The 12,222-nt window shown below is 48.6% G+C and carries 10 protein-coding genes; 7 read left to right on the top strand and 3 right to left on the bottom strand.

Annotation, left to right across the window (positions count from 1 at the left end; all coding sequences use genetic code 11):
* The first annotated feature begins 136 nt into the window (after nucleotides 1-136).
* Complete coding sequence (locus K384_RS06005) at nucleotides 137-2,044, top strand: DNA topoisomerase IV subunit B (RefSeq protein WP_038030406.1); 1,908 nt, start codon at nucleotides 137-139, stop codon at nucleotides 2,042-2,044.
* A gap of 115 nt (nucleotides 2,045-2,159) precedes the next feature.
* Complete coding sequence (gene sucC, locus K384_RS06000) at nucleotides 2,160-3,362, top strand: ADP-forming succinate--CoA ligase subunit beta (protein ID WP_038030405.1); 1,203 nt, start codon at nucleotides 2,160-2,162, stop codon at nucleotides 3,360-3,362.
* 218 nt (nucleotides 3,363-3,580) lie between these two features.
* Here the strand turns inward: sucC and crcB are convergent, their stop codons facing one another.
* Both crcB and K384_RS05990 read right to left on the bottom strand, forming a co-directional pair.
* Complete coding sequence (crcB, locus tag K384_RS05995; protein WP_038030403.1) at nucleotides 3,581-3,967, bottom strand: fluoride efflux transporter CrcB; 387 nt, start codon at nucleotides 3,965-3,967, stop codon at nucleotides 3,581-3,583.
* A 134-nt stretch (nucleotides 3,968-4,101) separates the two neighbouring features.
* Nucleotides 4,102-4,965, bottom strand: coding sequence for an SDR family oxidoreductase (locus tag K384_RS05990; protein ID WP_038030401.1), 864 nt, complete (start codon nucleotides 4,963-4,965; stop codon nucleotides 4,102-4,104).
* A gap of 216 nt (nucleotides 4,966-5,181) precedes the next feature.
* On the opposite strand from K384_RS05990, the gene K384_RS05985 reads away from it, so the two are divergent.
* From K384_RS05985 to K384_RS05965, 5 genes are all read left to right on the top strand, one after another.
* The gene (locus tag K384_RS05985; protein ID WP_038030399.1) at nucleotides 5,182-5,832 is read left to right on the top strand and encodes a hypothetical protein; all 651 of its coding nucleotides are present in this window, start codon (nucleotides 5,182-5,184) and stop codon (nucleotides 5,830-5,832) included.
* Nucleotides 5,819-6,565, top strand: a complete 747-nt coding sequence (locus K384_RS05980) for a HesA/MoeB/ThiF family protein (protein ID WP_038030397.1) — start codon at nucleotides 5,819-5,821, stop codon at nucleotides 6,563-6,565. Before K384_RS05985 ends, K384_RS05980 begins: the two co-directional genes overlap by 14 nt.
* A 547-nt stretch (nucleotides 6,566-7,112) precedes the next feature.
* Nucleotides 7,113-7,418, top strand: a complete 306-nt coding sequence (locus K384_RS05975; RefSeq protein ID WP_038030395.1) for a hypothetical protein — start codon at nucleotides 7,113-7,115, stop codon at nucleotides 7,416-7,418.
* A gap of 93 nt (nucleotides 7,419-7,511) precedes the next feature.
* Nucleotides 7,512-8,372, top strand: coding sequence for a GLPGLI family protein (locus K384_RS05970; protein WP_038030393.1), 861 nt, complete (start codon nucleotides 7,512-7,514; stop codon nucleotides 8,370-8,372).
* A 1-nt stretch (nucleotide 8,373) separates the two neighbouring features.
* Nucleotides 8,374-10,989, top strand: a complete 2,616-nt coding sequence (locus tag K384_RS05965; protein WP_084147138.1) for a carboxypeptidase regulatory-like domain-containing protein — start codon at nucleotides 8,374-8,376, stop codon at nucleotides 10,987-10,989.
* Nucleotides 10,990-11,058: 69 nt separating this feature from the next.
* On the opposite strand, the gene dnaN is transcribed toward K384_RS05965, so the two are convergent.
* Nucleotides 11,059-12,183, bottom strand: coding sequence for a DNA polymerase III subunit beta (dnaN, locus tag K384_RS05960; RefSeq protein ID WP_038030389.1), 1,125 nt, complete (start codon nucleotides 12,181-12,183; stop codon nucleotides 11,059-11,061).
* Nucleotides 12,184-12,222 lie beyond the last annotated feature (39 nt).

Genomic DNA, 12,222 nt, shown 5'->3' with positions numbered 1-12,222 from the left:
TGTTTGACAGCCTTCCGCTTTTTGCTTACCGGGGGTGCCCTTGCTTCTTTTCGTGAAAAGTTGTATCATCAAACAAGACTGAAGGAACATATTTTTCCTTTACATTTGCAGAACATAAGCTTTGAAGGAACGAACAATGGCAAAGAAAAACACAAACAGCAGCAACGGAGTAGCTTATACCGAAGACAGCATTCGCACCCTTGAACCACGGGAGCACATACGCCTGCGTCCCGGCATGTACATAGGAAAACTGGGCGATGGCTCTTCGCAAGAAGACGGCATTTATATCTTGTTGAAAGAAGTGATAGACAATGCCATAGACGAGCATTTGATGGGCTATGGCAACCGCATAGAGGTAACCATAGAAGACCGCCGCGTGCGTGTGCGCGACTATGGGCGCGGTATCCCCTTAGGCAAAGTGATTGACTGCGTGTCGAAGATAAATACCGGCGGAAAATATGATTCTTCCGTATTTCAAAAGTCCATTGGTTTGAACGGGGTAGGTACCAAGGCCGTCAATGCCCTTTCTACCTACTTTATGGTGCAGTCTGTGCGCGAAGGAAAAACCAAAATAGCGGAGTTTGAGCGGGGCGTCCTGGTCAAAGACCACCCCGTAAAGCCTTGCGACGAGCCGGACGGCACCTTGGTTGTTTTCGAACCCGATGAAACCATTTTCAAACATTTTAAATTCATTCCGCAGTTCGTGGAAAACTTGCTGTGGAATTATGCTTTCTTGAATGCCGGACTGACCTTGGTGTACAACGGCAAAGAGTTTCATTCTAAGGACGGCCTCTTGGACCTGTTGCGTCATAAAGTGAATGAAGAGGAAATTCGCTACCCCATCATTCACCTGAAAGGCAAAGACATAGAAATAGCCATGACCCATGGCTCGCAATATGGCGAAGATTATTATTCGTTTGTGAACGGGCAATACACTTCCCAAGGGGGCACCCACCAGCAGGCATTCCGTGAGGCAGTCGTGAAGACGGTGCGCGACTTCTACAAAAAAGATTTCGACACCACCGACATCCGGGCTTCCATTGTGGCAGCTATTAGCATCCGCGTGCAAGAACCTGTGTTTGAGTCGCAGACCAAGACCAAGCTGGGTTCTACCAACCTGTCGCCCGACCCCAACAGTCCTACCATACGGGCTTTTATCCTTGACTTTGTGAAAACGGAGCTGGACAACTACCTGCACCAGCACCCCGAAACCGCCGAAGCCCTGCTCAAGCGCATTCAGCAGTCGGAAAAGGAGCGTAAAGAGATTGCCGGCATCCGTAAGTTGGCAAAAGAGAGAGTGAAGAAAGCCAGCTTGCACAACAGCAAACTACGCGACTGCCGCATTCACTTCAACGATACCAACAAAGACGAGCGTTACGAAACCACCATCTTCATCACCGAAGGCGATTCTGCCAGTGGTTCCATGACCAAGGCGCGCGACGTGCGCACCCAAGCCGTGTTTTCTTTGCGTGGCAAGCCGCTCAACTGCTGGAATGCCAGCAAGAAGGTAGTGTATGAAAACGAAGAGCTGAACCTCTTGCATCACGCCTTGGGGCTGGACGACGGCCTGGAAGGGCTGCGATACAACCGTGTGGTAATTGCCACCGATGCCGATACCGACGGCATGCACATACGCTTGCTGTTGCTGACCTTTTTCTTGCGCTTTTATCCTGACTTGGTACGCCACGGTCATGTCTATATTTTAGATACCCCCTTATTCCGCGTGCGCAATAAAAAACAAACCATTTACTGCTATTCGGAACAAGAGAAGATACAGGCAGTAGAAAAGCTGGGCAAGGGTGTGGAAATCACACGCTTCAAAGGCTTAGGTGAAATATCGCCCGAAGAGTTTAAGCAGTTTATCGGCGAAGACATGCGTCTCGAGCCTGTTATCTTGCAAGAGCATACCAACATAGAAAAGCTGCTTTCTTACTACATGGGAAGCAATACAACTGACCGTCAGGAATTTATTATCAATAATCTGCGCATAGAAACCGACATGCTCGACCCAAGCCTGGCAGAGCGTGTAGAGCTGGAAGCCTAAGAATACATAAGAATACAGATGCCTTCGGGCATCTTTTTTTGCTTTCAAGCCGCTTGTTTTTGTATATTTGAAACGTTCAAACAATCGTGTTCTAATCAATAAACGTCTATACAACATGAACATTCACGAATATCAGGCTAAGGACATATTGAAGCGCTACGGTGTGCGCGTGCAAGAAGGCATCGTAGCCGACACGCCTGCCAAAGCCGTAGAGGCTGCCCGTCAGCTGCAAGAAGAAACCGGTACCGAAATCTTTGTTATCAAAGCGCAAATCCATGCCGGTGGACGCGGCAAAGGTGGTGGTGTGAAGCTTGCCAAAAGCATCAACGAAGTAGAAGAGGTAGCCGGCAAAATATTGGGCATGCAGCTGGTAACCCCCCAGACCGGCCCCGAAGGCAAAAAAGTACACAAAGTGCTGGTAGCCCAAGATGTGTATTATCCCGGACCTTCCGAGCCTAAAGAATACTACGTATCTATCTTGCTGGACCGTGCCACGGGGCAAGACGTCATCATTGCCAGCTCAGAAGGGGGCATGGACATCGAAGAAGTAGCAGAAAAACACCCCGATAAAATCGTAAAAGAATTTATCGATACACGTGTAGGCTTGCGCGACTTCCAAGCCCGCAAAGTAGCTTTTGCGTTGGGGCTGGAAGGCGACGCCATGAAAGAAATGGTGAAATTCATCAAGAACCTTTACCGTGCCTATGTAGATATTGAAGCTTCTTTGGTGGAAATCAACCCGGCACTTAAAACTTCCGACAATAAAATCATTGCCGTAGATGCCAAAGTAAACTTGGAAGACAACGCACTCTTCCGTCATCCTGACTTGGCTGCCCTGCGCGACATCACCGAAGAAGACCCCGCCGAAGTAGAAGCCGGTGAGTATGGATTAAACTACGTGAAGCTGGATGGCAACGTGGGATGTATGGTAAACGGTGCCGGCTTGGCAATGGCTACCATGGATATGATTAAACTGTCGGGAGGCGAACCCGCCAACTTCTTGGATGTAGGTGGCAAAGCCAATGCACAAACCGTAGAGGCAGGCTTCCGCATCATCCTTAAAGACCCGAACGTGAAAGCTATTCTTATCAATATCTTTGGTGGTATTGTGCGCTGCGACCGCGTAGCCAATGGCGTAGTGGAAGCGTACAAAAACATTGGTGAAATCAATGTGCCGATTATCGTGCGCTTGCAGGGCACCAATGCCGAAGAAGCTGCCAAAATCATCGACGAATCAGGCTTGAAAGTATATTCTGCCATCACGCTGCAAGAAGCCGCCGAGAAGGTACAAAAGGCAGTGAAAGGCGAGTTGGCGTAAGATTGTTCATACGAACGAAGAAGCCAATCATTGCGGGCAGTCAGACGGCTGCCCGTTTTTTTGTTTGGCTTGCTTTCGTCGTCCCGCTTTTGTACTTATCGTTTCGAGCATTTCCTTTTGTCATTTCGAGCACAAGCGAGAAATCTCTTGTCTTAAAAAAGCTTGGTTTGACGAGGCGTCTCACTGCGTTCGGCATGATCAATAAGATAAGTTTGTTTTTACACTACCTGGCGGCTTATCCACACGCCGGCTATCACACAGAGAATCCCCCCGGCAACACTCAAAAAGATATAAAGCAAACTGTGCCCAAGGCTTTGTGTCTCCAACAATTCCACATTTTCAAAGGCGAAAGAAGAAAAAGTAGTAAACCCACCACAGAAACCTGTTGCCAACAGCAATATATATTTTCTGGGAAAGTGAGGCAATTCGTTCAATAACCCATAGAGAAAACCGATCAAAAGACAGCCCAGTAAGTTGACGGTAAGCGTGGCAAACGGCAAGCGTTCCCATTGCCATTCTTTAAAAAGCAGTGCCGTACCATAGCGCAGCATGCTGCCGCTTGCCCCGCCAATTGCTACCCATACAAAATGCTTCCATAATGTCATAGTCTTTCCGGTTTTTTTAGAGGCTACCCGGCAAAAATACAAAAACAGGAATACGCCTGCACTTTAAAAAAAGCGGTGGAATAAAAAAAGCCCCTGCCATACGGCAGAGGCTCGCTTCAGACAATAATCAAATGCTACTCATCCAGTTTGATTTTTGAGCTTTTCTTTTCCGGCACGGCTTCTTCTTTGGGGCGTCCCACAAAACTTGCCATCGACTCGTAAATGCCCAACCCTTTGCCTATGACCCAATCAAAAATACGTGCAGGCATCAAGCCGCGCAAGATAGGAATCAGGTGTACCGACCAGGGCGCCGTAACCAAAATTTCATTTTCTTTTACTGCATCGATGATTTTATCTACAATCTCTTCCGGCTCAAGCAACGGTGCCAACAGCGGTGGTTTCACCCCCTCGAACATGCCGGTTTTGATGTAACTGGGCGTGACCGTGGTTACCTTCACACCGGTTTTTTCTTCTTCCATTTCAATACGCAGCGACTCAGACCAGCCCAGCACCGCCCACTTACTGCCCACGTACACCGACATTTTGGGATTGGCCAACAGGCCGGCAGCCGATGCTATATTCACGATGTGGCCGCTCTTTTCGCGCAGCATGTCAGGCAAGAAAGCGCGTGCCACATGCATCACCCCCAGAACATTCACATCGATGGTTTTGCTGATTTCTTCGTGAGTGTGTTCATGAAAGAACTTGCCCACTACAATACCGGCATTGTTGAACAAAATGTCAATCTTGCCTACTTCGGATAAGGTAAGCGCCGCTGCCGTCTTGATTTCTTCTACATTCGACACATCCACAATATAGCTGCTGACCTGGTAGCCCTGCTTCTCAAATGCTTTTTTTGTTTCGGCTAAGCGCTGCTCGTTGATGTCCCAAATGACCAGATGGGCTGCGCCTTCTTTCAGGCAGCGTTCGCCCAGCAAGCGCCCAATGCCATTGGCACCGCCGGTGACCAGCACTTTTTTACCTCTGATTTTAGTCATAGCTTTTCAATGATTTGGTTTTTCTACAAGTTACAAAAAAAATAACACAAAACACTTGTTATGAGCGACTTTGCCTTTGGTATGTCGCTTTTTTGATAAAACGGCCAACTCTCCGGGAAATATTGCACCGATGATATTGGAATGGTACCGGGGCAGCCAACAAGCGCCCCGGCATTGCGTAACTCTGTGTAGGTAAAACTACTAACAGATACGGTGATGAACACAACTGCATTTTTAACCGGACAAGCAAAGAGACACCAATGGGCAGGGCAAATCGGTCCTTTTGGTGTATGGGAGGTTCGCTATGAAGAGCTGCCGGATTTTACCCGTTTTGTTTTTGATGTGTATGCGCGCACCTATTCCCGCCTCAATGGTTGGCGCCCCACAGAGGACGACTACCGGGAGCTGCTCGAAGAAGATGAACTGTTTTATCCTTTTTCACACTATTGGCTTTTTAAAATAGGCAAGTACACGGTAGGAAGCGTAAAGCTTACCTTGTGGAACCCCTCATTGGAGCTGCCTTTGCAGAAATACTTCGGCATAGACCCCGCTACTTTAAGTGACCGTCCCATTTGGCATTGTGGGCGCTTGGCTGCCTCTTGGCACGACGACATCCCCCTCGAAAAGCAAAGTGTATTGCCGGCACTTTGTTTCTGGGCAGTAGGTTTTGTGGCAGCCCACGAGGGAGTGCTTGTGGCGGAAGTAGATGCCGGCGTGCTGCGCTTGTTAAAGAAGCTTGGGTTGAATATTAAGGAGCTGGGGCAAGCAAAATACATCGTAGGATCGCTGACGGTGCCCGTCATGATAGAACACCATGACTTGGAAGATTGGGTAAATGCTCAAACAGAACGCTATGCGCTACGATAGAAACTACCTTTACATAGAGCCGGAAGAACAAGCCCGCCTGGCAACATGTCGCGTCCTTTTAGGTGGCTGCGGCATCGGCAGCAACATTGCCGAATGCGCCTTGCGCTTGGGCTTTGAGCGCCTGCGGCTTGTCGATGGCGATACCGTATCATTAAGCAACCTGAACAGGCAGAACTACACACAACAGGACATCGGCAGGTTAAAGGCCGAAACCCTTGCCAAACGCCTGCGGGCGATCCATCCGCAAGCTTCCATAGAGGCAATATCTGCTTTTATCGATAAAAACAATATGGAAGACTGCCTTCAGGGAGTGGATATAGCCGTGAATGCCTTGGATTTTACTTCTGATGTTCCTTTTTTGTTTGACCGTGCTTGTGCACGCCGTCAAATACCGGTTATTCACCCTTACAATCTGGGGTGGGCTGCTCTGGCAATAGTGGTGTCCCCGGAAGGGCCATTCTTAGATGATATTATTGGTGCTGATCCGCAAAGGGCAGAGGTGCGCTTTGTACAACACCTGCTGGAAGCGCAACTTTCAAAGGAAGAAACCGCTTGGTTGCATGAGATAGCCCGGCGCTATGTTGCCATGCCGGAAAGGCAGTCGCCGCCTCAATTAGCGGTAGGTAGTTGGGCTGTGGCAGCACTCACCACGCGGCTGCTTTTTCTTTTGGCTACCCGCCCGCAAGAAGTAGCACCTTATCCAAAAGTATATTGGTTGTCTGCTGTGCAGTAAATCGCAAGTATGTTTTGTATTGGTTATTCTGTGTGCAGCACCGGTTTTAGGCCGGTGCTTTTTTCGTTCGTCGAGCAAAATATATCTTTTGTCGATTAGTGTGTGGTGTTGCCGGAAAGGGGAGTGGTTGTTTTTAAAGATTTTTTTCTTTTATCGTTAAAAATGCTTCTTTCGTCGTGTAAAAATTATCTTTCATCGTTTTTAAATTACATGCATTGCCGGACAAGCAACTTTGCTTGATAAAAACTAAAACAGCCCGGACCGGAAAGTTTTCTTACAAGCAAGAAGCATAAGAAAGCGTGATTTGGTGTATGTTTTTTCGTTGATTTGTTTTGTTTTGCGTTTTTTTGTTGATTTAATAAAGGTTTATTTTTTTGGTTTAAATTTGTTTTGCATTTCTATCTTTGTTAATATCAGGTTGTTAAAAATTTTTTAAGCAAAAGTGTTGACTTTTTCTTTCTTTCTTTCTTTCTTTCTTTCTTAGTGGCAAGAAAGCAAGCGCGCAAGCTTTCGATAACTTAATGTTTCACCAAAAACATCAAGTACTATGAAAAAGTTATTGTTGTTATTCCTTCTAAGCTTTCTTGCTGCTGTGCCTGCTGCTTGGGCAAATGAGGCCGCATCGCAGCTTCCCACTGTGCCTGCTTTTGAGGCAACTTTAGCCAAAAGCTCAAATGAAGAGGCAACAGTGGCCAAGCCTAATGATTGTGTAACTTTTGGGGCTACTTTAAGTTGTGGGGTAGCGGTTACGGTCACGGCGTGTAACGTAACAACCTCTCAAATAGTTACTGCTATTCTTTCTGCCGACGTGGCTATTTGTGGCGGGGCAGATAAAGTAGTGATTATGTTCTGATTCTAAATTATAAAGCCGTCAATCGTGGCTGTTTAAAGCCCGATTGCGGCTTTTCTCTATACACCTTGTTTGAATTTTTAAAAACAAGCAGATATGAAAAAGTATCTACTAACATTTGTATTTGCGATTTCTGTTGCAGCAGTTTGGGCACAAGCCCGCTTAGGAAAAGGTGAATTCCGGGCAGTGTACCGCGTAGAGACAGTAACTGACCCCGCAGACACTACGAGCCTTCGAGTGGACACCATGTATTTGGAATTCTCTTCGAAGCATTCGGTGTTCTATTCGCCTACCCGGCGCTACTATGATTCGTTAATGTATGAAGGCATCCGTCGTTCCATAAAAAGCGGTGCCTCTTTCCAAATGCCGGTTTCCGGGGAACAGATACGTGCTTACACAAGCGCTGTAGTAGTTCATCATTATCCAAACAACAAGAAGCTTACTTTTTTTACAGCGGATTTGTTGGGCGCCTTCTGGCGCTACGAAGAAGAATATCCTTTGTTTGACTGGCAGTACCGGCAGGAAAGCAAAAAAATCGGTAATTACACTTGCCAAAAGGCAGTGGCGACGTTTCGTGGCAGACAGTGGGAGGTGTGGTACACCACCGATATACCGACGCCTTTCGGACCTTGGAAGTTTTACGGCTTGCCCGGCTTGGTGGTCTATGCCGAAGACAGCCTGCGCCACTTCCGCTTCGAACTGATAGGCTTTGAACGCCTGCCCGCCGGCTATGAGATGGTCACACACTATGACCCTTCCGAACCGAGAAATTTTGTGAAGATAAGCAGGGAACGCTACCTGAAAGAATTAAGTATGTTCTTGGAGGACCCTCTCACATACCATGTACGTGCAATGAGTGGGAACAGTAATGCAAGTATAGAAGTTGAAGGTATTGATCGCAAGAAACTGAATAAAAAAATTACCAAAGTAGTTTCCAATCCCATAGAATTGGAGTAAAATGCACAGATGGATACTGCTATGTTTGTGTGGGCTGTTGGCAGTGCAAGCCGCCCGGGCACAGGCGGTCATCCGCGGGCAGGTAACAGATACCCAAGGGGAGCCGCTCATAGCTGCTACTGTCATTGTCTATGATGCGGCTTTCGGGCAAATCATCAAAAACACTATTACAGACGAAAAAGGGCAGTTTGTGTGCAGTCTGCCGCCCGCCCCGCCTGACAGCATAGGCATAGAAATCAGGTATATAGGCTATGCCACCTATCGCGAGGTGCTTGCGGCAACTACGCAGCGCCGATCTTTTGTGTTGCAGGAATCCGCCTTCGATATCGAGGAGGTAAAGGTGGAGGTAGCCCCCGTAACCATCAAAAAAGATACGGTGGTGTATGATGTAGCTTCTTTTGCTTCGGAAGCAGACCGCAACATAGGAGAGGTGCTGAAAAAGATGCCGGGGGTGGAAGTAAGCCCCGACGGCATGATAAAATATAAAGGCATGCCCATCCGGCGTTTTTATATAGAAAATTTAGATATGCTGGGGCAGCGCTACAACATAGCTGCCAACAATGTGCCATGGCAGTGGGTAGAAGAGGTGGAATTTTATGAAAACCACCAAGATGTGAAATTGCTTGACAGCCTGGGGGTGGCAGGGGGTGGGCCGGCGCTCAATCTGAAGCTTACCCCCGAGGCAATGCGTCATGTACAACTCAATGGTGAAACGGGCGTGGGGGGACCATTTTTACTTTGGGACGCCCGGCTGGTGGCTGTGAAATTTTTCGACCGCCATCAGTTCATCCATGTGGCAGAAAGCAACAACATAGCCAAAGACCTTGAAAAAGCACTTACAGAGCACCCGTTGAGCGTGGAAAATCTACGCTTGCGCCGCTATCACCTTCCGCGGGAAGACTTGCTGGCGCTCTCGTCACAGGCAGTGCCTCTGCTGCCCCCCGAGCGCTACAGGTTCAACCAATCGGCAAGTACTACACTGAACGGCGTGAGCCGCTTGTCTGCTTCAGAGCAGCTGCGCTACCATGTAACTTACCTTTACGACGCTGCCCATTATGATTTTGATACCGATAGCCGCTTCTTTCTTTTACAAGATACCTTCCGGCTCATCGAAAGGCAGCGCGTAGAGAGCCGGCGCCATCTGCTGCAAGCCGAGCTGGATTACGAACAAAACACCACAAAACGCTATCAAAGAAATACTACCCTGATACGCGCCCACATGGACCGGCATTGGGGGCAGTTGGAAGGAAGCAACCAATTGCTTCAACAATTGGAAACGCCCTATTGGGAACTGAAAAACGAATATATGAGCTATCTGCCCGGGCAGGGGCGCCGTGTCAGGCAGTGGGTAGCCAATACCTATGCGCGTCATTTGCCACAACAATTGACCGTAAGTCCGGCACAGTGGTTTTCTGCCGAAACAGAAAGCTGGCGGCAACAGGCGAGCCTGTCGGAATGGCAAACGCTTTTGTTCCGTAACCAAAGAGGCGGCAGCATGCGCACACAGTGGCAGTGGCAAATAGGCACGGACTTGCAGGCACAGGCACTACGCCAAAACATAAGCATGAACAACTCTTTGGGGACCAAAGACACTCTGAGTGGAAATACGGAGCGCCTTTCAGCTTATCTGTTTGCCGCCGGCGAATGGCAGCGGCGTTTGGGAGGTGGCTTTCAGTGGCGTGTGGAAGGGGAGTACAGCGCCTCGCAGCACCGCATCAATCAATTGTTGGATTTTATACCTTTCGGCAAAGCTTCTTCTTCGCTCAATTGGCGGCAGGGGCGTTGGGGCATGGGGCTTTCGTTGTCTGCCTACCGGCAACCGGAACGCCGCTTTGTCAATAACCGGCAACCTTTGTGGCGCACCTACAGGCAATCGTTCGTCAATGGTGACTTCATACCTTGGTCACAGGTGGTATCCGGAAACTACACGCTGTCATTCAGCAATATCACAGGTGGGTGGGGGTTGTTTGTTAGCGTAAGCCGGCAGCAAGGCGAGCAAAATTATTTGGATGCCTTCGATTACAGCGGCTTTTTGGAGACACGCCACCGTCTGCCGGAACCTGCACCGGTAAGTTATACCATGACGAACTTCCATTTCAAGAAACACTTCTTTCATTGGCGTACGACTTGGGAGCTGAGCGGTACAAGCTTCTACCTGCGCCAAAGAATGCAACAGGACGGGCAGGGTTTTTGGTTTACAAACAGCAGCTATCATCTGCGTAGCAGTCTTTCCTTCGAAAAACTGACCTTCTTTCATTTGGTAGCAGAGTTGGAAGCAAGAGGGAACCGTACGCAGTGGGGCGAGCAGCCCCCGTCACCTATGGTATGGCAACTGCGCCAACGCTACTTGCTGCGTTGGTTGCCCGCTGAGCGTTGGGAGCTACACCTGCAGTGGGAGGGCTTCGGCAGCTTCACGGAGCGGAAGCAGCAGACAATTGCTTTCATGGATGCGGGAGTGCGCTATCGCTTGCGGCGCATGTCCTTCGAATGCCAATGGTGGAATATAGGCAACACTTCGGCACTTGAGCTGCAGAGTGTGGAAAATAACCGCCGGCAAGAGCAACGCTACAGCCTTCGTCCGTTGAATATCTTGTGCAAGCTAACTTGGCAGCTATAAAAAAGAAAAGAAGGGGCGATGTGATGCCCCTTCTCTTTATAAGTATGCTCTTGCTTTGTGTCTTACAGCCTACACGTAGTTGTTCAGCATGATGGGCATGAGCAGCATGAGGATATCCTCTTCTTCCGACTGCTCGGCAGGCATAATGATGCCGGCACGATTGGCTTCCGACAAAGTGATTTTCACTTCATCGGTGGCAATGGCGCTTAGCATTTCTATCAAATAGCGGGCATTGAAGCCTATCTCCATGGCTTCGCCTTCATACTGGCAAGCGATGGTTTCGCTGGCTTCGTTAGAAAAGTCGATGTCTTCGGCCAAGATTTCCAAACGGCTGCCCCCCAGCTTGAAGCGCACCAGGTGCGTGGCTTTGTTGGCATAAATATCCAAGCGCTTCAAAGAGTTGAGCATCTCCTGACGGTTGACTATCAGTATTTTATCGTTGTTTTGCGGAATGGCATTTTCGTATTCGGGGAAACGCTCTTCAATCAGGCGGCAAACCGTCCGGGTATTATTGAAAGAGAAGAAAGCATTATGAGGCGTGAAAGTAATGGCTACTTCGGTGTTGTCATTGGGCAGCGCCCCCTTCAATAGGTTCAAAGCTTTTTTGGGTACAATGAATGCACTTTCTATGGGCGTGCTGATGTCGTTGCGGCGATAACGAATGAGACGGTTGCCATCGGTAGCCACGAAATTGATATGGTCACCTTTCAGCTCTATGAAGATGCCGTTCATGGCAGGACGCAACTCGTCATTACTTACAGCAAAGATGGTGTTGCTGATGGCTTCGCTCAGTACGTCGGCAGATATAAAGATTTCGGTGCCCGATTGAGGTGTAGGAATGCTGGGGAAATCCAAGGCGTTTTCGCCGGCCAGCTTGTAGTGTCCGTTGGCAGAATGGATTTCGGTAACGAAGCTCTCTAAATCCACACTGATGGTAACCGGCTGCTCGGGCAAGCTCTTGAGCGTGTCCATCAATATTTTGGCGGGCACGGCCACACTGCCTTCTTCATCCACTTCCACCGGCAAGGAGGTCATCATGGTGGTTTGCAGGTCGGAAGCAATGGCCGTCAACTGTCCGTTTTCTATCTTCAATAGAAAGTTTTCCAAAATAGGTACTATCGGGTTGTTGCTGATGACGCCCGATATGGCAGATAGTTTTTTATGAAGTGCTCCGGTTGATACGACGAATTTCATACTAATGACGGTTTGCGCGTAATTTAATAGAACCTATTC

Source organism: Thermonema rossianum DSM 10300, assembly GCF_000426825.1.
Classification (GTDB): Bacteria; Bacteroidota; Bacteroidia; order Cytophagales; family Thermonemataceae; genus Thermonema; species Thermonema rossianum.
This window is presented reverse-complemented; position numbering and strand designations above follow the sequence as displayed.